A 21646-nucleotide genomic window follows, 5' to 3' on the forward strand; every position below is an offset into this window, starting at 1 on the left:
CATGTGCGGTATCGCCGGCTGGGTGTCCTACGACGCCGACCTCACCCGCCGCCGGGACGTGGTCGACGCCATGACCGGCACGATGGCCTGCCGCGGCCCGGACGACTCCGGGACGTGGGTGCGCGAGCACGTCGCGCTGGGGCACCGGCGGCTGGCCATCATCGACCTGCCCGGCGGCCGTCAGCCGATGACGGTGTCCACGCCGAACGGCGCGGTGGCGATGGTCTACAGCGGTGAGGCCTACAACTTCACCGAGCTGAAGGACGAGCTGACCCGGCTCGGCCACCGGTGGGAGACCGACAGCGACACCGAAGTCGTCCTGCACGCCTACCTGCAGTGGGGCGACGAGGTCGTCGACCACCTCAACGGCATGTACGCCTTCGCGATCTGGGACGAGCGCGACGACCGCCTGGTCATGATCCGCGACCGGATGGGCATCAAGCCGTTCTACTACTACCCGACGGCCGACGGCGTGCTGTTCGGCTCGGAGCCGAAGGCGATCCTCGCCAACCCGCTGGCGAAGAAGGTCGTCGACACCGACGGCCTGCGCGAGCTGATGGCGTTCACCAAGCGGCCCGGCTGGTCGCTGTGGAAGGGCATGGAGGAGGTCCGGCCGGGCACGATCGTCACCGTGTCCCGCGAAGGCGTCCGCACCCGCACGTACTGGAAGCTCGACGCGAAGCAGCACACCGACGACCAGGAGACGACGGTCGCCCGCGTGCGCGAGCTGATGACCGACATCGTCAACCGGCAGCTCGTCGCCGACGTCCCCCGCTGCGTCCTGCTCTCCGGCGGCCTCGACTCGAGCGCCGTCACGGGCCTGGCGGCCGCGCGGCTGGCGGAGCAGGGCGAACAGCTGCGGACGTTCTCCGTCGACTTCTTCGGCCAGGAGGAGAACTTCAAGCCGGACGAGATGCGCGACACGGCGGACTCGCCCTTCGTCCGTGACGTCGCTTCGCTGGTGGGTTCCGCGCACCAGGACGTCGTCCTCAACCCGGCCGAGCTGACCGACCCCGAGGTGCGGCGCGCGGTGCTGCGGGCCCGGGACATCCCGGCCGGCCTCGGCGACATGGACACGTCGCTGTACCTGCTGTTCAAGGCGATCCGCGGCGAGTCGACGGTGGCGCTGTCGGGCGAGTCGGCCGACGAGGTGTTCGGCGGCTACCGCTGGTTCTTCGACGAGACCGCGGTCAACGCGGACACGTTCCCGTGGATCGCGTTCCGCAGCGCGATGCTGACCGACCGGACGTCGATCTACACGCCCGAGCTGATGGGCAAGATGGACCTGGAGTCCTACGTGCGCGACCAGTACCGCTCCGCGGTCGCCGAGGTCGAGCACCTGGACGGCGAGTCCCCGCTCGAAGCCCGCATGCGGACCATCTGCCACCTGCACCTCACCCGGTTCGTGCGGATGCTGCTCGACCGCAAGGACCGCGCGTCGATGGCGGTGGGCCTGGAGGTCCGCGTGCCGTTCTGCGACCACCGGCTGGTGGAGTACGTGTACAACACGCCGTGGTCGCTGAAGACGTTCGACGGCCGGGAGAAGAGCCTGCTGCGGCACGCCACCAAGCACGTGCTGCCCGAGTCGGTCGCGCAGCGGGTGAAGAGCCCGTACCCGTCGACGCAGGACCCGGGCTACGCGGCGGCGCTGCAGCAGCAGGCCAAGGAGGTGCTGGCCGAGCCGGGCCACGCCGTCTTCGGCCTGGTCGACCGGACCTGGGCGCACCGTGTGTCCGAAGTGGACTCGGCGGCCATGGCCCCGGCCGACCGGATCGGCCTCGACCGGCTGCTCGACCTCTACCACTGGATCGAGATGTACTCCCCCACGCTCGAGCTGTCTTGACCTCGAGTGCCCTTGAGGTGTGAGCCTGGGCGGCATGAAGGTGCTGCTGTTCGGCCGCAACCCGGCCACGGTCTCGAGGGTGACGGCGGCGCTGTCCGCGGCGGGTCTCGCCGCGGACGGCGTCGCTTCGGAGGAAGCGGTTCTGGCGCGCCTGGGCACCTGCGAGGCACTGGTGCTGGGCGCGGGCGTGGCGGGCGCGCTGCGGGAGCGCGTCACGGCCGCGGCCGTGCGACACGGCGTCCGGTGGGTGCAGGGGCCCCACATCCTCCCCGAGCGGGACGCGCTGGAGTACGTGCGCACCGAGATCCTGCCGCTGCTGGCTACCTCGGCCCGAGGGGCAGGGTCGCGGCGACCTCGTCGCCTTCGGTGACGAGGTCGGCGCCGAGCCCGGACAGCAGGGCGCGGGCGCCGTGGTTGCCCGCCGTCGTCGAGGCGACGAACCGGGCGGCGCCACTCTCCCGGGCCTCGGCCAGCAGCAGCGCCGTCACCTGACGGCCGATCCCCCGGCCGCGGGCGTCGCGGCTCAGCCAGATGCCCGCTTCCACCGCGTCGCCGCGGGGCTCCAGGCGGGCCGCGCCCGCGGCCACACCGTCGACGTCGATCACCCACGTGCGTTCCACGGCCGTCGCCGGAGCCAGCGACCGGGCCCGGTGGAACGCCAGGAACGCCGCGCGGCGAGCGGGAGTCCAGCCGGGCGGGTCGTCGACCGGCGGCATGACGTCCAGGGGATCGGCCCCGGCCACGGCGGCCTCCAGCAACCGGGCCAGTGCGGTCTCGTCCAGCGGGGTCAGGCGGATCATGCCCCCAGTTTCGCCGCCGGGCGAGGGCGGCGCGAACGGATTTTCCCCAGGCCGCGCAGGAACCGGACGTACGGCGACCAGCGGACCGGCCGCTCGACCCGCCCGGTCAGGGCCAGCTCGGCCCGGTCGAGGAGCTGCTCCAGCAGGGCGTCGTGCAACGGGCGGAAGAACAACGGCCAGGTCAGCCGGGCCCAGCCGTGCAGCGACGCCTCCAGGACGTGGGTGAGCGCGTCGCCGTCGATCGTGAACCCGTGGTGGCCGTGGACGCCCGCCGGGGCGGTGAAGCGGAAGCGCAGCCGGTCGGCGCCGGCCTCCTCCAGCACGTAGCCGACGGGTCCGTGCCCGGCCGGCGTGCCGGGGACACGGGGACCTTCGAGGCGGGTCGGCGGCCAGTCCGCCACCGGCCAGAGCCGGTCGTCCGGGGTGCCGACGGTGTCCAGCAGTTCGACCAGCCCGGCCCGGTGTCCGGGGAAGCGGCGGGTGTGCACGTTGCGGACCATGGTGAAGCCCTCCCAGTTCTGGAGACTGTCCTCCAGAACTATTAGAGCATAATCTCTACAACATGGGCCGGCCCGCGACGCACACCACAGCACAGTTCCTCGACGCCGCGGCGGCGTTGTTCGCCGCCGGGGGCGCCCGCGCGGTCACGATGGCCGCGACGGCGAAGGCCGCCGGCGCGCCGAACGGCTCGATCTACCACCGCTTCCCGGACCGCCCGGCGCTGCTGGCCCAGCTCTGGCTCCGCAGCCTGCGCGGCTTCCAGGCCACGTTCACGGCGGCCCTCGGCGACGCGGCCGACGTCGAAGCGGCGGTCGCGGCCGCGACGAGCGTCGTCCGCTGGTGCCGCAAGCACCCCGAGGGGGCCCGGGTCCTCGACGCGGGCAAGCAGGCGTTCGGCCCGGCCGACTGGTCGGCCGAAGCGGTCACGGCCCTCAACGAGGCCGAACAAGAACTGCACGACGTGCTGAAGCGGGCGACCCTGAACCTGCCGCCGCTCACCGGCGCCACGGACGAGGAGGTCGTGCTCGCGCTGGTCGAGATCCCGCGCGCGGTCGTCCACCGCTACCTCTCGACCGGCCGGACTCCCCCGCCCAAGGCGGTGACCCTGGTGGAACGCACGGTCCGCAAGCTGCTGCGGCCGTGATTCAGCGGCGGACCTCCGCCAGCTTGACCGGACGCCGTTCGCGCCGCGAAACCTCGCAGGCCTCCGCGATGTAGAACGCCTCGAGCGCGTCCGCCGCCCCGCAGGGTGACGGCGCCCGGCCCGCGACGACGTCCAGGAACGCGCGCAGCTCCGTCGTGTACGCCGGGCGGAAGCGCTCCATGAAGCCCGGGTACGCCGGCCCCGGCAGCGGCGCCACGCCCGGCTCCACCGACCGCAGCGGCGCCCGGTCGTCCAGGCCGACCACCACCCCGGACACCGAGCCCAGCACGTCGAGGCGCACGTCGTAGCCCGCGCCGTTGTAGCGGGTCATCGACACCGTGGCGAGGGTTCCGTCGTCCAGGGTCAGCGTCGCCGCGGCCGTGTCGACGTCGCCCGCGTCGCGGAAGAACCGCTCGCCGCGGTTGGCGCCGATCGCGTACACCTCGTCGACCTCGCGGCCGCTGACCCAGCGGATGATGTCGAAGTCGTGGACGCCGCAGTCGCGGAACAGCCCGCCCGAGTGGGCCACGTACTCCGCCGGCGGGGGCGCCGGGTCGAACGTCGTCGCGCGCAGGGTGTGGAGCCAGCCCAGCTCGCCGGACGCGACCGCCGCCCGGGCCGCCGCATACCCCGCGTCGAAGCGGCGCTGGAAGCCGATCTGGACGGGGACGTCCGAGGCGCCGATGCGGTCGATCACCGCCAGCGTGCCGGGGATGTCCGCGGCCACCGGCTTCTCGCAGAACACCGGGAAGCCCGCGTCGACGGCCGCGATGATCAGGCCGGGGTGGGCGTCCGTGGCCGCCGTGACGACCAGGCCGTCGAGGCCCGCGGCGAACAGCTCGTCGAGGGAGGCCGATTCGACGCCGAGCTTCGCGGCGGCGGAGGCGGCTCGCGCGGGGTCGACGTCGGCCACGACGACCGACTCGACCTCCTCGAAGCCCTTCAGCGTCTCCGCGTGCGCGGTGCCGATCCGGCCGGTGCCCGCCAGTCCCAACCTCATCGTGGTGCTCCTCCTGTCGCAGAAACCTCGGCGGTGGTCGCCCGGACCACCAGGGACGGGTGCAGCAGGTGCCGGACCGGCTCCGTGCGCTCCCCGCGGACGCGCTCGATCAGCGCTTCGAAGGCCAGCCGGCCCATTTCCGTGCGCGGCTGGTCCACTGTGGTCAGCGAGAGGTGCCGCAGGGCGGCCAGGGACGTGTTGTCGTAGCCGACGACCGAGACGTCCTCGGGCACGCGCAGCCCGGCTTCCTCCAGGGCCGAGATCGCCCCGACGGCGTTGAAGTCGTTGCCCGCCACCAAACCCGTCGGCAGGTCGGGCCGCGAGTACGTCGCCAGCAGCTCCCGCACGGACTTTTCGCCGCCGGTGTCGGTGTGCTCGCTGCGCACCACGATCGGCTCCAGCCCGTGCCGCCGCATCGCCGCCTGGAACCCGCGCCGCCGCTGGGCCGCCCCGGCCGCGCCCCCGCCGTCCAGGTGGGCGATCCGCCGGTGCCCGAGCCCGACGAGGTGGTCGACGGCCAGCTCCGACCCCGCTTCGCCGTCGTCGTTCACCGTGTCCACTATGGACGACCGGCTCGTCCGCGAGACCAGCACGACCGGGCACTGCTTGGCCGCGACCTGGATCGACGCCGCCGGCACCACCGGCGAAAGCAGGATGATCCCCGCCGGGCGGAAGGAAAGCAGGTTGTGCAGGGCGTTCCACTCGCGGGTGGGACTGCGGCCCCCCGTGTTGAGGATCAGGTCGAAGCCCGCGGCCTGCGCGGCCGCGTCCAGCCCCTCGACGACGTCGGCGAAGAACGCGTTGCGCAGGTCGTTGACCATCACGCCGAGCACCGTGGACGTCCGGCTGGCCAGCGACCGCGCCATCACGTGCGGCTGGTAGCCGAGTTCTTCGGCCGCGCGCAGCACGGCCGCGCGCCGCGCGTCGGAAACCTTCGGCGAATTCCGCATCACCAGGGAGACCAGTGCGCGGGAAACTCCCGCCCGCGCGGCGACGTCCTCCATGGTCGGACGCATGAGGAGCACCCCCTGATCTCGGAAAACTCGGCCTTGACTTTGCTGTGACGGACGTTACAAGATTAGAGCGCTCTAATCAATAGAGCGCTCCAACGGACCAACGGAGGCCCCTTGTGACAGCGACGATCCGCGTGGCCGCCGCCCCGATCTCCTGGGGTGTCTGCGAAGTCCCGGGCTGGGGCCGGGTACTGGACGCGCCGACCGTGCTCGGCGAGATGGCGGCCCTCGGTGTCCAGGCCACCGAGCTGGGCCCGCCCGGGTACCTCCCCCGCGACCCGGCCGAGCTGCGGACGCTGCTGGGCGGCTACGGCCTGACGCTCGTCGGCGGCTTCCTCGCCGTCGTCCTCCACGAGAACCAGCGGCAAGCACTGCGCGAGGCCGAGGAATCCGCCGCGCTGTTCGCCGCCTGCGGGGGCGACGTCCTCGTCGTGGCCGCCGCGACCGGGCTCGACGGCTACGACGAACGCCCGAAGCTCACCGACGGCGAATGGGCGACGCTCGTCGAGACCGCGGGCAAGATCCGCGACATCGCCGCCGCCCACGGCCTGCGCACCGTGCTGCACCCGCACGTCGGGACGCACGTCGAGCAGCAGGCCGAGGTCGAGCGGTTCCTCGCCGATTCCGATCTCGGGTTGTGCCTCGACACCGGGCACCTGATGATCGGCGGGACGGATCCGGTGGAGCTGGCGAAGCGGTATCCCGAGCGGGTGGGGCACGTGCATCTGAAGGACGTCCGGGAAGACCTGGCGGCCGAGGTCCGCGCGGGACGGCTCGGCTACACGGACGCGGTCGGGCGGGGCATCTACACCCCGCTCGGCGAAGGCGACGTGGACGTGGCGGCGATGGTGCGCTCCGTCCAGGCCGCCGGCTACGACGGCTGGTACGTCCTCGAACAGGACACCGCCCTCGGCGAGGAGAGCCCCGACGACCTGCCCCGCCGAGACACCGAGCGCAGCCTGGCCCACCTCGCGAAGATCACCGACTCCCTCTGAAACCTGGTCCCAAAGGAGTGACTGTGTTGTCCGTCAAAAAGGGGTTCTCCCTCAAGAAGCTGGCCGGGGTGGCGGCGATCGCCGCCGCCGGTCTGGTCCTGTCCGCCTGCAGCGGCCCGACCGCCGACAACTCCAACAACAGCAGTCCCAGCTCGGCGACCGTCGCGGCCCCCAATGCAAGCGGCCCGCTGAAGGTCGCCGTGGTCACCCACGGCAGCGCCGGCGACGCCTTCTGGAACGTCGTGAAGAACGGCGCCGAGCAGGCCGGCAAGGACCTGAACGTCGGCGTCGACTACTTCGCCGACGGCGACCCGGGCAACCAGGCCCGGCTGATCGACAACGCGGTCGCGCAGAAGGTCGGCGGCCTGGTCGTCTCGATGGCCAACCCGCAGGCCCTGCAGACGTCGATCCAGAACGCGGTCAAGGCCGGCATCCCGGTCGTCACCATCAACTCCGGCGAGGACTTCAGCGCCCAGTTCGGCGCGATCGCGCACGTCGGCCAGAGCGAGGGCCTCGCCGGACAGGGCGCCGGCCAGCGGCTCAAGGCGGCAGGCAAGACCAAGCTGCTGTGCGTCATCCACGAGGCCGGCAACATCGGCCAGAACCAGCGCTGCGACGGCGCGAAGCAGACCTTCGGCAGCGTGACGACGCTGCAGGTCGACATCTCCAACCCGACCGACGCGCAGGCCCGGATCCGCGGCGCGCTGCAGTCCGACCCGTCGATCGACGCCGTGCTGGCGCTGAACTCCCAGGTCGCTGCCCGCGCCGTCGCCGCCGCGAAGGAAGCGAGCTCCAAGGCCCAGGTGGCCACCTTCGACCTGAACGCCGACGTCGTCACGGCCATCAAGGACGGCAGCATCCTCTTCGCCATCGACCAGCAGCAGTACGAGCAGGGCTACCTGCCGGTCGTGTTCCTCAAGCTGTACAAGGAAAACGGCAACACCATCGGCGGCGGCAAGCCCGTCCAGACCGGCCCCGGCTTCGTCGACAAGACCAACATCGACACCGTGGCCCCGTACGCGCAGCGCGGCACGCGATGACCGCAGCGATCCAAGCGCAACCCGACGAACGCATAGCGCACAAGAGCCTCGTCGACCGGCTGGTCGTCCGCCCCGAGATCGGCGCACTGCTCGGCGCGGTGCTGGTCTTCGTGTTCTTCTCCGTGGTCACCGGCCAGTTCCTCAGCCCGCTGGGCGTGGCGACCTGGCTGGACGACTCCTCGACGCTGGGCATCATGGCCGTCGTGGTCGCGCTGCTCATGGTCGGCGGCGAGTTCGACCTCTCCGCGGGCGTGCTGACGGCGTCGACGTCACTGGTCACGGCGATCCTGGCGACGCAGGCGGGCTGGAACGTCTGGCTCGCCCTACTGGCGTCGCTGGTGTTCGCGCTCGGCATCGGCGCGTTCAACGGCTGGCTGGTGATGAAGACCGGACTGCCGAGCTTCATCGTCACGCTGGGGTCGTTCCTGGCCCTGCAGGGGCTCAACCTCGGCGTGACGCGGCTGGTCACCAACACCGTCCAGGTTTCGGGCATGCGCTCGACCAGCGGTTACGAGTCGGCCGGCGGGCTGTTCGCGTCGACGTTCACCATCGGCGGCACCGAGTTCCAGTCCTCGATCGTGTGGTGGATCGTCGTCACGGCGATCGCCGCGTGGCTGCTGGTGCGGACCCGGTTCGGCAACTGGATCTTCGCGGTCGGCGGGTCGCAGGTGTCGGCCCGCTCGGTCGGTGTGCCGGTGGTGCGCACGAAGATCCTGCTGTTCATGGGCACCGCGCTGGGCGCCTGGCTGGTCGGCTCGATCAACATCCTGCGCTTCGCCAGCGTCCAGGCCAACCAGGGCATCGGGCTGGAGTTCCAGTACATCATCGCGGCGGTGATCGGCGGCTGCCTGCTCACCGGCGGGTTCGGCTCGGCGGTGGGCGCGGCGATCGGCGCGCTGATCTTCGGCATGGCGCGGCAGGGCATCGTGTTCGCGCAGTGGAACAGCGACTGGTTCATGCTGTTCCTCGGCGTCATGCTGCTGGCCGCGGTCCTGGTCAACAACGCCTTCCGGCGCCGCGCGGAGAGGGTACGCCGATGAGCTTGCTGGAAGTCAGGGACATCGGGAAGACCTACGGCAGCGTGATCGCGCTGCGCGACGTGTCCACGGTGGTCAACGCGGGCGAGGTCACCTGCGTGCTCGGCGACAACGGCGCCGGGAAGTCCACGCTGATCAAGATCCTCGCCGGCGTGCACCAGCACGACCGGGGCGAGTTCCTCGTCGAGGGCGAGCCGGTGCGGTTCTCGTCACCGCGTGAGGCCTTGGACCGCGGCATCGCGACGGTGTACCAGGACCTCGCCGTGGTGCCGCTGATGAGCGTCTGGCGGAACTTCTTCCTCGGCTCCGAACCGACGACCGGGTTCGGCCCGTTCCGGATGCTCGACCGCAAGAAGGGCCGCGAGACGACGAAGAAGGCGCTGTCCGACATGGGCATCGACCTGCGGGACGTCGAGCAGCCGGTCGGGACGCTCTCCGGCGGGGAACGCCAGTGCGTCGCGATCGCCCGTGCGGTGTACTTCGGCGCGAAGGTGCTGATCCTCGACGAGCCGACGGCCGCTCTCGGTGTCAAGCAGGCCGGGGTCGTGCTGAGGTACGTCGCCCAGGCGCGTGACCGCGGCCTCGGCGTCGTGCTCATCACGCACAACCCGCACCACGCCTACCCGGTCGCCGACCGATTCCTGCTGCTCAAGCGGGGTGCCCCGCTCGGGCACTACGAGAAGTCCGAGATCGACATCGGCGAACTCACCCGGCAGATGGCGGGCGGTGCGGAACTCGAAGCCCTCGAACACGAACTGCGGCAGGTGGAGAAGGCGTGACTCTCGAAGCGCTGACGATCGGCCGGGTCGGTGTCGACCTCTACCCGGAGCAGAGCGGCGTGCCGCTGGCCGGCGTCAGCACGTTCGCGAAGTCGCTCGGCGGGACGGCGACCAACGTCGCGGTCGCCGCCGCGCGGCTCGGCCGGCGCACGGCGGTGCTCACCAAGGTCGGCCCGGACGGCTTCGGTGACTACGTCCGGCAGGCGCTCGAGGGCTTCGGCGTCTCGCCGGACTTCGTGGGTACCTCGCCGGACCTGCAGACGCCGGTGGTGTTCTGCGAGCTGAACCCGCCGGCGGACCCGCCGCTGCTGTTCTACCGCTCCCCGATCGCCCCCGATCTCACGCTCACCGACGAAGACGTGCCGTGGGACGTCGTCGCGTCGGTGCCGCTGCTGTGGGTCACCGGCACAGGCGTCTCCGCCGAGCCCGCCCGGGCGACCCAGCGGAAGATCCTCGAAGCCCGGGGCCGCCGTGAGCACACGGTCCTGGACCTGGACTACCGGCCGATGTTCTGGCCCTCGGTCGAGCAGGCCCGGGAAGAGATCGGCGGGATGCTGGACCACGTCACCGCCGCGGTCGGCAACCGCGCCGAGGTCGAGGTCGCCGTCGGCACCGCGGACCCGGACACGGCCGCGGACCGGCTGCTTTCGCGCGGTCTTCGGCTGGCCGTGATCAAGAAGGGCGCCGAAGGTGTCCTGGTGGCGACGCCGGAGGGAAGGTCGACCGTGCCGCCGCAACGCGTCGAGGTCGTCTGCGGCCTCGGTGCCGGCGACGGCTTCGGCGGGGCGCTGATCCACGGCCTGCTGTCCGGCTGGGACCCGGTGCGGATCGCGGAGTACGCGAACGCGGCGGGCGCGCTGGTGGCGTCCCGCCTGGCCTGCGCCGACGCGATGCCGACCGCGGCCGAAATCGAGGAGCTGCTGTGAGCGAGCTGCACCGTCCACTCGGGACCCTGTCCGACGGCGCCGACCCGGTCCGGCTGACCCCGGACACCGCCGGGTGGCGGTACTCCGGGCTGCGGGTGCTCTCCCTGGCCCCCGGCGAGACGCGGGTCCTGCACACCGGCGAGTTCGAGGCGTTCGTGCTGCCCCTGGCCGGTTCCGCGACCGTCCGGGTCGACGGGCGGGTCTTCGACCTCCGCGGCCGCGACTCGGTCTTCACGCGGGTGACGGACTTCGCCTACGTGCCCCGGGACGCCGAAGTCGAGTTGTCGACAAGGGACGGCCTTGAAGTCGCGCTGCCGATGGCGCGCTGCACCCGGCGTCTCGACCCGGAGTACGGGCCGGCCGAGGACGTGCCGGTCGAGGTCCGCGGCGCCGGGCAGGCGACGCGGCAGGTGACCAACTTCGGCGTGCCCGGGGTGTGGGACCACGCCGACAAGCTCAACGCGTGCGAGCTGATCACGCCGGACGGCAACTGGTCGTCCTACCCGCCGCACAAGCACGACGAAGCGAGCGAGTGCGAGGTCGTCAACGAGGAGATCTACTACTTCCGCATCGCCGGCCGCGACGGCGTGACGCCGTCCCGCGAAGGCTTCGGCCTGCACCGGACGTACACGAGCGACGGCGAACTGGACGAGGACGTCGCCGTGCGCGACCACGACGTCTTCCTCATCCCGCGTGGTTACCACGGGCCGTGCGTGGCCGCGCCGGGCTACCCGATGTATTACCTGAACGTCCTGGCCGGACCGGCTCCGGAACGTTCGATGGCGTTCTGCGACGACCCCGCGCACGGCTGGGTCCGCGACACGTGGGCGACGCAGGACCTCGATCCGCGGTGCCCCGTCACGAGTCACGAAGGGCGTGTGCAGTGAACAGCTTCAGGGGTCCGGGGGCAGAGCCCTCGGCCGGGGTGCGGGGGCTCGGCCCCCGCAAAACACAGCAGTTGACGACGGCTCAGGCGCTGGTCCGCTGGATCCTCGCCCAGCGCTCGGAAACCCTCGACGGGCGCGAAGTCCCGCTGTTCCCCGGCGTCTTCGCGATCTTCGGCCACGGCAACGTTCTCGGCCTCGGCACCGCGCTGGAGGAACACCGCGGCGACATCCCGGTCTGGCGCGGGCACACCGAGCAGGGCATGGCGCTGGCCGCGGTCGGCTACGCGAAGGCCACGCACCGGCGGCAGGTGGGTGTCGTGACGTCGTCGATCGGGCCGGGTGCGCTGAACATGGTGACCGCGGCCGGCGTCGCCCACGCGAACCGGCTGCCGGTGCTGCTGCTGCCGGGCGACACGTTCACCAACCGGGCGCCGGACCCGGTGCTGCAGCAGATCGAGCCGTTCGGCGACGCGACCGCGACGGTGAACGACGCCTTCCGCGCGGTCTCGCGCTACTTCGACCGGATCAGCAGGCCCGAGCAGCTGCTCTCGACGTTGCCGCAGGTCGCGCGGGTGCTCACGGACCCGGCCGACGCCGGGCCGGTGACCCTGGCGCTGCCGCAGGACGTCCAGGCCGAGACCTACGACTTCCCGGAGACGCTGTTCGAGCCGGTGACGCACCGCCCGCCGCGCCCGCGCCCGGACCGGCGTTCGGTCACCGAGGCGGCCGGGATCCTGCGGGCCGCCCGCCGCCCGCTGCTGGTGCTCGGCGGGGGCGTCCGGTACTCCGGCGCCGGGCAGCGCGCGCTGGAGTTCACGGAACGGCACGGGATTCCGCTCGTGGAGACCACGGCGGGCCGGACGCTGGTGCCGCACGGGCATCCGCTGCACGCGGGGCCGCTGGGCATCACCGGCTCGACGTCGGCGAACGTCGTCGCGGCGGCCGCCGATGTCGTGCTGGCGGTGGGGACGCGGCTGCAGGACTTCACGACGGCGTCCTGGACGGTCTTCTCGCCCGGCGTCCGGCTGGTGTCGCTCAACGCGGCCCGGTTCGACGCGGTGAAGCACGGCGCGCTGTCGGTCGTCGGGGACGCCGACGCGGGCCTGACGGACCTCGCCGCCCAGCTGGAGAGCTGGCGCGTGGACCCCGCGTGGACCTCGCGCGCCGTGGGCGAACGGGCTTCCTGGGACGCGCACATCGACTCACTCCGGTCCGCCGCGGCGGAGCTCCCGTCGTACGCGCAGGTCGTCGGCGTGGTCAACGACCTCTCGGCGGCCGGCGACTACGTCATGACGGCCTCGGGCGGGCTGCCGGGCGAGCTGATCGGCGGCTGGCGTGGGTCCGGCTCGATCTCGATGGACGTCGAATACGGCTTCTCCTGCATGGGCTACGAGCTGGCCGGCGCGTGGGGAGCCGCGATCGCCCACCCGGGCCTGGTGACGACGCTGCTGGGCGACGGCTCGTACCTCATGCTGAATTCGGAGCTGTTCTCGGCCGCGTTCGCCGGTCACCCGTTCGTCGCCGTCGTCTGCGACAACGACGGGTACGCCGTGATCGCGCGGCTGCAGGAGGGGCAGGGCGGGAAGCCGTTCAACAACTTCTACGCCGACTGCACGACTTCGCACGCTTCGCCGCCGCGGGTCGACTTCGCGCGTCACGCGGAATCGCTGGGCTGTGTGGTCTTCACCGCGTCCGATCAGGACTCTCTGCGTTCTGCGTACGCCTCGGCTCGCGAGGCGGCCGTCGCGGAGCAGCGTCCGGCGGTGGTCGTGGTGAAGACTCAGCCGTCGAGCTGGACCGAAGCCGGGGCCTGGTGGGAGGTCGGCGTGCCCGAGCACCTGGCCGGGCGCGAGGACTACGAGCGCGGGAAGGGCGGCCAGGTGCGTTACCTCGGGTCCTGAGTGACGGCCGGCGACGCGGCTCCGGCCACCAGTTGCCGCGGCGAGCCGGAGCCGTCCGCCGGGACCGCCCAGACGGCGTTGCCCAGCCCGTAGAGGATCGTGTGGCCGTCCTGCCAGAGCGCCTGGTCGTCGACGCTGCCGGTCTCGGCGAGCTCGGTCTCCGTCAGCGTCCCGAGGTCCAGGACGGCCAGCCGCCACACACCGTCGGCGACCTTCTTCTTGAAGGCGACCCGCTTGCCGTCCGGGGACAGCGACGGGCATTCGACGTTCTCGCGGACGGCCTTGCCCCGGTAGCGCCCGTAGTCGGCTTCGACGAGGTACGTCCGGCCCTTGCTGCCGAGGGTGGCGTAGAAGCGGTTGCCGTCGGGGGCGAAAGTGATGCCCCAGTAGTTGACGTCGTGGGCGAAGTACCGCTTGCCGTCGACGAACACCGGGAGTTCCTCGATCGTCTTGACCAGCCGTCCGGTCTCGACCTCGTAGAGCCCGGCGCGGGTCGAGAAGCCGGTCTGCGCGTAGGAATCGCCGGTGACGAACAGCGTCCAGTAGACGCGCTTGCCGTCCGGCGAAACGCGCGCGCGGCTCGGGGTGCCGGGCAGGGCTTCGGTGTGGCGGACGGCGAGGTGCTCGTCGAGGACGAGGACGTCGGTGATCGCCGGGAGCGTCCCGGGGCGGACAGCCAGGCACACCGCCGTCCGCTTCGCCACCGCGAACCGGTCGCACTTCAGGTCGCCGAGCCGCGGTTTCGCCCGCGGATCGCCGAGCGGGACGGCGCCGACGCGGCCGGTGGCCGTGTCACGGAACAGCAGCTGCCCGGGGGCCAGGGTCAGCGCGGCGGCGGGTTCGGCGTCCGCGGTGCCGTGCCGCGCGCTGACGGTGTAGGTGACGGCGGCGGCGATGAGCAGGGCCGTGCCGGTGAGGGCGAGGACGAGTTTCTTCACGGACGCACCGGTTTCACGAGAGCGGCGGCGAGTACGACGGCGGCCAGGCCACCCGCGGCGACGAGCACCGCGGGCCGCAGGTCCCACAGCGTCCACGCCAGTCCGAAGAGGACGGAGGAGAGCATCCGGGCCACGGCCTGGCCCGTCTGCACCACGGCCAGCCCGGTGGCGCGCAGGGCGGCCGGGACGAGCGGGCCGGCGGCGGCCATCAGGACGCCGTCGGTGGCCGCGTAGAACACGCCGTGCAGGCCGAGCGCGACGACGGGGAGCGCCGCGTAGGCCGGGCCGCAGAGCAGCACCAGGGCCAGGCACAGGGCCACGTGCCCGCCGAGGAACACCGGCCAGCGGCCGACGCGGTCGGCGAGCTTGCCGAGCGGCACGGCCAGCAGCAGGTAGACCCCGGCCGTGCCCAGCGGCAGCAGCGGGAAGTACGTCGCCGCGATCTCCCAGCGGCGCTGCAGGACCAGGTAGACGAACGAATCGCCGACCGTCACCAGGCCCAGCAGGGCCGCCCAGAGCGCGACGCGCCGGAAGTCCCGCTGCTTCAGCAGGCCGAACGCGGCCCGTGCCGACACCGCCGCGCGGTCCACGCTGCCCGGCCGGTCGCGGACGAACAAGGCCAGCAGCAACACGGCGATCGCCGCGACGCAGAAGCTGGTGAAGAACACGCTGGAGTAGCTGCCGAGGCTCACGGCGAGCACCGCCATCGCCACCAGCGGGCCGAGGAACGCGCCGACGGTGTCCATCGCCCGGTGCACCCCGAACGACCGGCCGAGGGCCGCCGGCTCGCTGCTGAGCGAGATCAGCGCGTCGCGCGGGCCGGTGCGCAGCCCCTTGCCGGTGCGGTCGGCGGCGAGGACCAGGCCGATGGCCGTGACCGACGAACCGGCCGCGACCAGGCCGAGCTTGCACACCGCGGACAAGCCGTACCCGAACCCGGCGACGGCCTTGAGCCGCCGCCACCGGTCGGCGAGGTGCCCCCCGAACACCCGCACGACCGCGGTGGCACCCGCGTAGAGCCCGTCGAGCAGCCCGAACTGCAGCGGGTTCAGGCCGAGACCCAGCACCAGGTAGAGCGGGAGGACGGCGGTCACCATCTCCGACGAGACGTCGGTGACCAGGCTGACCATCCCGAGCGCCACGACGTTGGCGGACACCCGCTTCAGCGCCGGCTTGCGGTCGGTCCCGGACGCCACGTCCGAGGTACGGCTTGCCGCGATGTACATGCCCGCGCCTACTGGTGGCAGGTGTAGGTCGGGCTGCTGTCGAGGACCTTGCCGTCGACGCCGATGAGCTGCGTCTGGAACGAGGTGTCCGTCATCGACAGCTTCAGGACGCCGAAGGTCTTCAGCAGCTTGGCGGTGGTGGCGTGCGCCGGGCTCAGGTTGTACAGGTTCGCGCCGCCGCTGCCGCCGACGATCTCGACCGGACCGTTGGCATCGGCTTTGCCGTCGGCGTTCTGCGGCACGAACCGCTCGTAGTCGTGGTCGTGGCCGTTGAGGACGAGGTCGACCTTGTTGGCCACCATCAGGTTCCACAGCTCGATGCTGTCGGTGTTGTCACCGTGGTCGCCGGAGCTCCACCGCGGGTGGTGGTAGTACGCGGCGACGCAGCCCTTCCTGTTGTTGGCGAGGTCCTGCTTCAGCCAGGTGATCTGGGGCGGCTCGGCGAAGTCGTCGTGGGTGACGAAGTCGTTGGAGTCGAGGGCGATGAAGTGCCAGTTGCCCATTTCCCAGCTGTAGTAGCGCTGGCCCTGCGGCTTGGCGATGGCGCCGAAGTACTGGTCGTAGCCGGTGAACCCGGAGTAGGACTCGTGGTTGCCCGGAATCGGGTGCGTGATGCTCTTGAACTTGCCCCAGGTCTTGTCGTAGTAGTTCTTGAAGTCGGACAGGGTGGGCTCGTCGTACTGGTTGTCGCCCATGGTGATCACGGCCGCGGGGTTCATGGTCTCGACGAGCTTCGCGGTTTTGGGGTGGACGCAGCTCGAGCTGCTCGCGGTGCACTGTTCGGCGATGTCGCCGGCCGCGGCGAGGACGAAGCCCGCGCTCCCGGCCGCGGTCTTGACCGTGATCGGCGTGCTCGCGGGCGAGGCGTTGCCCGCGGCGTCGCGGGCGCGGACGGCGTAGGTGTAGCTCGTGGCCGGGGTGAGCCCGGTGTCGGTGTAGGACGTCGTCGCGCTGGTGGCGACCTTGGTGCCGTCGCGGAGGATGTCGTACCCCGTGACGCCGACGTTGTCGGTGGCGGCGCCCCAGGTCAGCAGGACGCTCGTGGCGGTCGCCGTCCCCGCGGTGAGGCCGGCCGGGGTGGACGGGGCCTGGGTGTCGCCGGAGGTGTCCGTGGTGCCGAACACCTGCATCTCCCAGAAGGAGTAGCCGTAGCTCGTGCCGCGGGTGAGGCCGACGAAGCGCACGAAGCGGCCGTGGGCGGTGAGGCCGCCGAGGTCGTCGATCTTGCCGTCACCGGCGTCGACGGTGGCGGCCGTGGTGAACGACGTGCCGTCGTCGGAGACCTCGATCCGGTACTTCTTCGCGTACGCGGCTTCCCAGTTGAGGACGACGCGGTGGATGCTCGCGGACTGGCCGAGGTCGATCCGCAGCCACTGCGGGTCGGACCCCTCGGCGCTGGCCCAGCGGGTGGTGGTGCTGCCGTCGACGGCCTTCGCGCCGGTGTACGACGAGCTTTCGACAGTCGAAGTAGCGACGGATTTTCCCTGCGACAGCAGGACATCGGCGGCCTCGGTGGTGGCGGCCGCGGCGATCGCCGACGGCAGCAGCACCACGGCGGCGATCACCGGGGTGAGTCGGGCTAGAGGACGTAGTCGGGTGGACGGCACGTCGCGCTCCTTACGGGCCTGGCGGTGGCGGGCGGGCTGCGGCGTCGAGGTGGAACTGTTAGGAAAGTTTCCTAACTAAGCGGACTGTAACGAGGGCCTGAGCCGGCTGACAAGACGTGTCTTGCCCTTGAATCGGTCAAGAGGGTGAGTTTTCCCCGGTTTTCGCTGCTCAACGGCTGTGCCAGTGAGCGGCACACTGCTCCGCGCCCCGGGACTGCCGATTCTCAGCCGGCCTACGAAGGCGCCTGACGGGCCGGCTCGATCGAGTTTGAGTTACGGCGCAACGGGTTCAGCAAGATCACCCGATCCAGCGATCGGCGTTCGCACACGTGTTCGGTAACTTGGTCCTATGGCTCCTGACCCCCACGCCGGCACCGTCCGGCGAAGACCCTCACCCCTGCGAGCGCAGCAGTTTCCGGATTTCCGCCACCGCGGCCCGGCCGGCCCGGTTGGCCCCGACCGTGCTCGCCGACGGCCCGTACCCGACCAAGTGCAGCCGCGGTTCGAGCACCACCCGCGTGCCGTCCATGCGAATCCCGCCACCGGGTTCGCGGACGTGCAGCGGCGCGAGGTGGTCGATCGCCGCGCGGAACCCGGTGGCCCACAGGATCACGTCGGCGTCGAACCGCTCGCCGTCCGCCCAGACGACCCCCTCGGGCGTGATCCGCTCGAACATCGGCCGCCGGTCGAGGATCCCGGCGGCCCGGGCGACCCGCACCTCCGGCGTCACGGCCAGATCGGTCACGCTGACAACGCTTTCGGGCGGCAGCCCGGCCCGAACCCGCTCATCGACCTTGGCGACGGCGTTGCGTCCCCAGTCCTCGCTGAAGGGCTCGTCGCGCCAGACGGGCGGCCGGCGCGTGACCCAGACCGTCGCCCGGGCGAGCGGGCCGAACTCCATGAGCAGCTGCACGGCGGAAGCCCCACCCCCGACCACGACCACCCGCCGGTCACGGAAGTCTTCCGGCCCGGTGTAGTCGGCGGTGTGCAGCTGCCGCCCGGCGAAGGTCTCCTGGCCGGGGTAGTGCGGCCAGAAGGGCCGGTCCCAGGTCCCGGTGGCACTGATGACGGCCCGCGCGGCCCACGACTCGGCGGGGCTGGAGACCACCAGCCGCTCCCCCGCCCGCGTCACGGACTGGACGTCGACGGGCCGCACCACGGGAAGGTCATAGACGCTTTCGAAGCGCGCGAAGTATTCGGAGACGACTTCGGAGGCGGGACGGGTGACGTCCGGGCTGCCGAAGGCCATCCCGGGAAGGTCGTGGATGCCGTGCACCTTCCCGAGAACCAGCGACGGCCACCGGTACTGCCAGGCACCCCCGGCCCGCTTCCCGTGGTCGAGCACAACGAACCCGCTCCGGTTGGCGAACCCGGCTCGCCGCAGGTGATAGGCGGCGGACAACCCGGCTTGCCCGGCCCCGACGACGACAACGTCCGTTTCGTGATCCGCGCCGCTCATATGAAGTCCAACGACCTCGGCAACGCGGTATTTCGCGCCCTACATCACAGCGGCCGAGCCACTCACGGTCCGTGCCGGCGCCGACCACCTCGGCCCCTCACTCGAATGGCGCGGTGAGCGACTCATCGATCCACCTCGCACTCACGTTGCCACCGCCAGCCAACCCAGCCGCCCGCATTGGCCCGGCTCAGCGGACCTCCCCGGCCCACCGCCAACCACTCGGCCATCCGCCAGCCACCCCAACCCCCACGCAGCGGCCCAGGTCCCAGCCGCCTCCCGCACCCCACCGCCAACCACCCGGCCATCCGACGGCCCGGCGTTCCGCACCGCCTACACCGCGACCCGGTTCCGACCGGCCTCCTTGGCCCGATAAAGCGCCGCATCGGCGGTGCGGAGGACGTCATCGAGCGTCGGCCCCGCGTCGGGATGCCGTGCGACCCCGATCGACACCGAAAGGCCACTCACCCGGACCGTTCCGCTGCCCGTCGAGATCACCACGTTCAGCTCGCCCACCGCCACCCGCACCCGTTCCGCAATCGCCAGCACGTCCGCGTTGCCGATGGCCGGCAGCAGCACCACGAATTCCTCACCACCGAACCGGCCCACCGTGTCGCCCTGGCGCACCGAACCGGAGATCGCCACCGCGACCGCCGCCAGCACGTCGTCGCCGGTCAGGTGGCCGTACGTGTCGTTGATCCGCTTGAAGTGGTCCAGGTCGATCATCAGGACCGCGAACCCGCCGGCGGTGCCGCGGCGCTGGGCGCGGGCGTGCTCGCGGGTCGCCGACTCGTGCCAGCCCGCCGTGTTGAGCAGTCCCGTCTTCTCGTCCGTGACGGCCGCGACCTGCAACTGCTGCTTCAGCAACAGGTACCGGTGCAGCAGCAACAGCGGCGCCACCACGAACACCACCAGCACCGGCTGCTCGGCCAACGCGAGGGCCGCGAGCCCGCCCAGGCACAGGGTCGCCAGCTCGAACGCGTTGTCCTCCCAGGTGCCGATCAGGTCGGCCGCCGAGCGCTGGCTGGTGTACAGGTAGATGCCGGCCGCCACCAGGCCGACGTTCACCAGCTCGAACACGGCCGCCGCCAGGCACAGCGCGAACAGCCCGCGCGGCGTCTGCAACGGCGTCCCGTGCAACCCCAACACCGCGAGAACGGAGGAAGCAGCGAAACACGAGAGCATCGCCCAAGCCGTGCTCGCGACGAACCGGTGCGCGGGCCGCGTCCGGACCTGCCGCCACACCCGCACCCACAGGTGCGTGTAGAGCACGAGCGCCAGCAACGCCACCCACGCCGGCGGGAGCAGGACGACCCCGGCGAGGTACCAGACGGACGTGACGTTGATGTGCGTCTGCCCGCTCATCCACCGGCGCAACCGCTCGATGCGGCGCGACATCTCCGCCTGGGCCACCCCGAGCGCGACGAGCACGGCGAACCACCCCGGACGCACCGGGCCACCGAACCCGCCGGCCAGCGCGGCCCCGGTCGTGACGACGGCGAGCAGCTCGCAGCCGAGGGCGTAGGCGATCCAGCGGGGCTTCGCGCCGCCCCACATCGCCCATCGCGCGGGCCAGCCCGGCCAGGTGGAAAGCGCTTCCCGGCGCACGGCGGCCTGCGCCCTCAAGAGCCGAGGCCACAGATGTGACGAACCGGCATCGTGACGTACCCCTTGCGCGAAGTTCGGCCGACCAGGTAGCCCAGCGTAGCCGTTCCGGCGAGCCGCGTCGCCAGTCCGGGGGAATTGTGGGCCACGCAAGTGCCCGAAGACCCGCCCAAAGTAGATCGCCGCAGCTCAGCGACTCACCGCCAGGGCACGCCGAACCAGGTGGCTTACTTGCGCAGCGCGCGAACGATCGCCACCAGACCGATCACCGCGCCCACGGCGGCCAGCACCGGGACAACGCGCTTGAGCACCGACGGTCCCGCGTAGTCGAGCAGATCGATCGCCTCGGTCTCCGGAGGCGCCGGCACGCTGTGCAAAGCCGGCCGTTCCGCCGCCGGCTTGGCCTTCGGCTCCGTGTTGATCTCCGGAGTGGTCGGCGCCGCCTTGACCGCCGGCTCCGGCTTGGCCACCGGCTCGGACGTGGCCGCGGGCGCAGCAGCCCCCGCCGCACCCTGATCAGCCACCGGCTTCGCGGCAGGTTCAGCCATCGGCTCAGCGGCGGCGGTCGCAGGGGCAGCCTCAGCCTGCTTCGCGGGGGCACCCGCCGCGGTCCCCTTCGCCGGAGCGCTTCCGGCCGGAGCAGCTTCGGCGGGAGTCCCCTTCGCCGCCGCGCCTCCAGCCGAGCCAGCCACCGCCGAAGTCCCCTCCACCGGCGCACTCCCAGCCGAACCAACTCCCGCCGGAGTTCCCTCCGCCGATGCCCCGGCACCCGACACACCCTGCGCCGGGGCGCTTCCGGCAGCAGCCGCCGCCGCGGGGGCGGACTCAGCCTGCTTCGCCGCGGCAGCCGCCGAAGTCCCCTCCACCGGCGCACTCCCAGCCGAGCCAACCCCCGCCGGAGCCCCCTCCGCCGATGCCCCGGCACCCGACACACCCTGCGCCGGAGCGCCGGCGGCAGCCGCCGCCGCAGGCTGCTTCGCCGGGGCCAGCTTGCCCGACAGGCAGCCCGCGAACGTGTCGAGGATCTTGCCGCCCACCTCGCTGATCAGCCCGCGGCCGAACTGGGCCGGCTTGCCCGTGATCGCCAGGTCGGTGGCCACCGCTCCGTGGGTTCCGCCGTCCGTCTCCGTCAACGTCAACGTCACCGTGGCCGCCGCCGTGCCTGCTCCGCGGGAATCCTTGCCCGAGGCCTTGATCGTCACCTTGTGTGCGGCGTCGTCCTTCTCGAGGAACTCGCCGTTTCCTTTGTACAGCAGGGAGATCGGCCCCAGCTTGACCTTCACCGTTCCGCTGAACCTGTCCCCTTCGACCTTGGTCAGCGAGGCGCCCGGCATGCACGGGGCGACGCGCTCGGGGTCGACGACCGCCTGCCAGACCTCGCCGATCGGAGCCGGGACGGTGAATTCGTGGTCGAGCCGCACGGGCCGACCTCCTCTCTGCCAGTCCTGA

Annotated in this window: 19 protein-coding genes and 1 pseudogene; 10 read left to right on the forward strand and 10 right to left on the reverse strand. The window is 71.8% G+C overall.

Annotated features, from left to right (window positions below):
* The first annotated feature begins 1 nt into the window (after nucleotide 1).
* On the forward strand, nucleotides 2-1843 hold the full coding sequence (gene asnB / locus DV20_RS14800; protein WP_043780486.1) for an asparagine synthase (glutamine-hydrolyzing): 1842 nt from the start codon (nucleotides 2-4) through the stop codon (nucleotides 1841-1843).
* Nucleotides 1844-1877: 34 nt separating this feature from the next.
* Nucleotides 1878-2213: a hypothetical protein gene (locus tag DV20_RS44925; protein ID WP_152603724.1), complete on the forward strand. Its 336-nt coding sequence runs from the start codon at nucleotides 1878-1880 to the stop codon at nucleotides 2211-2213.
* On the opposite strand, the gene DV20_RS14810 is transcribed toward DV20_RS44925, so the two are convergent.
* Nucleotides 2164-2643: a GNAT family N-acetyltransferase gene (locus tag DV20_RS14810; RefSeq protein ID WP_043780490.1), complete on the reverse strand. Its 480-nt coding sequence runs from the start codon at nucleotides 2641-2643 to the stop codon at nucleotides 2164-2166. The genes DV20_RS44925 and DV20_RS14810 overlap by 50 nt on opposite strands.
* The gene (locus DV20_RS14815) at nucleotides 2640-3143 is read right to left on the reverse strand and encodes a hypothetical protein (protein ID WP_043780491.1); all 504 of its coding nucleotides are present in this window, start codon (nucleotides 3141-3143) and stop codon (nucleotides 2640-2642) included. Before DV20_RS14815 ends, DV20_RS14810 begins: the two co-directional genes overlap by 4 nt.
* A gap of 62 nt (nucleotides 3144-3205) precedes the next feature.
* Here DV20_RS14815 and DV20_RS14820 point away from each other — a divergent pair, with 62 nt between their 5' ends.
* The gene (locus DV20_RS14820; protein WP_043780492.1) at nucleotides 3206-3787 is read left to right on the forward strand and encodes a TetR/AcrR family transcriptional regulator; all 582 of its coding nucleotides are present in this window, start codon (nucleotides 3206-3208) and stop codon (nucleotides 3785-3787) included.
* A gap of 1 nt (nucleotide 3788) precedes the next feature.
* Here DV20_RS14820 and DV20_RS14825 read toward each other — a convergent pair whose 3' ends face one another.
* Nucleotides 3789-4787: a Gfo/Idh/MocA family protein gene (locus DV20_RS14825; RefSeq protein WP_200876426.1), complete on the reverse strand. Its 999-nt coding sequence runs from the start codon at nucleotides 4785-4787 to the stop codon at nucleotides 3789-3791.
* Nucleotides 4784-5803, reverse strand: coding sequence for a LacI family DNA-binding transcriptional regulator (locus tag DV20_RS14830; protein ID WP_043780948.1), 1020 nt, complete (start codon nucleotides 5801-5803; stop codon nucleotides 4784-4786). The genes DV20_RS14825 and DV20_RS14830 overlap by 4 nt, the downstream gene beginning before the upstream one ends.
* Nucleotides 5804-5916: 113 nt before the next feature.
* Here DV20_RS14830 and DV20_RS14835 point away from each other — a divergent pair, with 113 nt between their 5' ends.
* Genes DV20_RS14835 through iolD form a run of 7 tightly spaced genes read left to right on the forward strand, consistent with a single transcriptional unit; the run spans nucleotide 5917 to nucleotide 13365 of the window.
* On the forward strand, nucleotides 5917-6795 hold the full coding sequence (locus DV20_RS14835) for a TIM barrel protein (protein ID WP_043780493.1): 879 nt from the start codon (nucleotides 5917-5919) through the stop codon (nucleotides 6793-6795).
* Nucleotides 6796-6821: 26 nt separating this feature from the next.
* Nucleotides 6822-7835, forward strand: a complete 1014-nt coding sequence (locus DV20_RS14840; RefSeq protein ID WP_043780951.1) for a sugar ABC transporter substrate-binding protein — start codon at nucleotides 6822-6824, stop codon at nucleotides 7833-7835.
* Nucleotides 7832-8875, forward strand: coding sequence for an ABC transporter permease (locus tag DV20_RS14845; protein ID WP_043780494.1), 1044 nt, complete (start codon nucleotides 7832-7834; stop codon nucleotides 8873-8875). Before DV20_RS14840 ends, DV20_RS14845 begins: the two co-directional genes overlap by 4 nt.
* Nucleotides 8872-9651 carry an ATP-binding cassette domain-containing protein gene (locus DV20_RS14850; protein ID WP_043780495.1) on the forward strand — a complete coding sequence of 260 codons (780 nt, stop codon included), beginning with the start codon at nucleotides 8872-8874 and terminating at the stop codon, nucleotides 9649-9651. Before DV20_RS14845 ends, DV20_RS14850 begins: the two co-directional genes overlap by 4 nt.
* Nucleotides 9648-10577 carry a 5-dehydro-2-deoxygluconokinase gene (gene iolC, locus DV20_RS14855; protein WP_043780497.1) on the forward strand — a complete coding sequence of 310 codons (930 nt, stop codon included), beginning with the start codon at nucleotides 9648-9650 and terminating at the stop codon, nucleotides 10575-10577. The genes DV20_RS14850 and iolC overlap by 4 nt, the downstream gene beginning before the upstream one ends.
* Nucleotides 10574-11464: a 5-deoxy-glucuronate isomerase gene (gene iolB / locus DV20_RS14860; protein ID WP_043780498.1), complete on the forward strand. Its 891-nt coding sequence runs from the start codon at nucleotides 10574-10576 to the stop codon at nucleotides 11462-11464. The genes iolC and iolB overlap by 4 nt, the downstream gene beginning before the upstream one ends.
* Nucleotides 11465-11502: 38 nt before the next feature.
* On the forward strand, nucleotides 11503-13365 hold the full coding sequence (gene iolD, locus DV20_RS14865; protein WP_043780499.1) for a 3D-(3,5/4)-trihydroxycyclohexane-1,2-dione acylhydrolase (decyclizing): 1863 nt from the start codon (nucleotides 11503-11505) through the stop codon (nucleotides 13363-13365).
* Here iolD and DV20_RS14870 read toward each other — a convergent pair.
* The 6 genes and pseudogenes from DV20_RS14870 to DV20_RS45875 form a co-directional block, all read right to left on the reverse strand.
* Nucleotides 13350-14303: a PD40 domain-containing protein gene (locus tag DV20_RS14870; protein WP_043780500.1), complete on the reverse strand. Its 954-nt coding sequence runs from the start codon at nucleotides 14301-14303 to the stop codon at nucleotides 13350-13352. The two genes, iolD and DV20_RS14870, sit on opposite strands and share 16 nt — an antisense overlap.
* The gene (locus DV20_RS14875) at nucleotides 14300-15529 is read right to left on the reverse strand and encodes an MFS transporter (protein WP_043780501.1); all 1230 of its coding nucleotides are present in this window, start codon (nucleotides 15527-15529) and stop codon (nucleotides 14300-14302) included. The genes DV20_RS14870 and DV20_RS14875 overlap by 4 nt, the downstream gene beginning before the upstream one ends.
* Nucleotides 15530-15537: 8 nt before the next feature.
* Entirely contained in the window at nucleotides 15538-17094 is a 1557-nt protein-coding gene (locus DV20_RS14880; protein WP_043780503.1) for a discoidin domain-containing protein, read from the reverse strand.
* A gap of 433 nt (nucleotides 17095-17527) precedes the next feature.
* Nucleotides 17528-18595, reverse strand: a complete 1068-nt coding sequence (locus tag DV20_RS14885) for an NAD(P)-binding domain-containing protein (RefSeq protein WP_043780505.1) — start codon at nucleotides 18593-18595, stop codon at nucleotides 17528-17530.
* 330 nt (nucleotides 18596-18925) lie between these two features.
* Nucleotides 18926-20149, reverse strand: coding sequence for a GGDEF domain-containing protein (locus DV20_RS14890; RefSeq protein WP_043780507.1), 1224 nt, complete (start codon nucleotides 20147-20149; stop codon nucleotides 18926-18928).
* Between the two features lie 1018 nt (nucleotides 20150-21167).
* Nucleotides 21168-21618: pseudogene (locus DV20_RS45875) on the reverse strand (SRPBCC family protein); the annotation flags it as partial.
* Between the last annotated feature and the right edge of the window lie 28 nt (nucleotides 21619-21646).

The organism is Amycolatopsis rifamycinica, assembly GCF_000695625.1.
Lineage (GTDB): Bacteria > Actinomycetota > Actinomycetes > Mycobacteriales > Pseudonocardiaceae > Amycolatopsis > Amycolatopsis rifamycinica.

Coding starts and splice junctions, on each gene's coding strand:
- asnB (WP_043780486.1), top strand. CDS start 2: ATGTGCGGTATCGCCGGCTGGGTGTCCTACGACGCCGACCTCACCCGC.
- DV20_RS44925 (WP_152603724.1), top strand. CDS start 1,878: ATGAAGGTGCTGCTGTTCGGCCGCAACCCGGCCACGGTCTCGAGGGTG.
- DV20_RS14810 (WP_043780490.1), bottom strand. CDS start 2,643: ATGATCCGCCTGACCCCGCTGGACGAGACCGCACTGGCCCGGTTGCTG.
- DV20_RS14815 (WP_043780491.1), bottom strand. CDS start 3,143: ATGGTCCGCAACGTGCACACCCGCCGCTTCCCCGGACACCGGGCCGGG.
- DV20_RS14820 (WP_043780492.1), top strand. CDS start 3,206: ATGGGCCGGCCCGCGACGCACACCACAGCACAGTTCCTCGACGCCGCG.
- DV20_RS14825 (WP_200876426.1), bottom strand. CDS start 4,787: ATGAGGTTGGGACTGGCGGGCACCGGCCGGATCGGCACCGCGCACGCG.
- DV20_RS14830 (WP_043780948.1), bottom strand. CDS start 5,803: ATGCGTCCGACCATGGAGGACGTCGCCGCGCGGGCGGGAGTTTCCCGC.
- DV20_RS14845 (WP_043780494.1), top strand. CDS start 7,832: ATGACCGCAGCGATCCAAGCGCAACCCGACGAACGCATAGCGCACAAG.
- DV20_RS14850 (WP_043780495.1), top strand. CDS start 8,872: ATGAGCTTGCTGGAAGTCAGGGACATCGGGAAGACCTACGGCAGCGTG.
- DV20_RS14875 (WP_043780501.1), bottom strand. CDS start 15,529: ATGTACATCGCGGCAAGCCGTACCTCGGACGTGGCGTCCGGGACCGAC.
- DV20_RS14885 (WP_043780505.1), bottom strand. CDS start 18,595: ATGAGCGGCGCGGATCACGAAACGGACGTTGTCGTCGTCGGGGCCGGG.
- DV20_RS14890 (WP_043780507.1), bottom strand. CDS start 20,149: ATGTGGGGCGGCGCGAAGCCCCGCTGGATCGCCTACGCCCTCGGCTGC.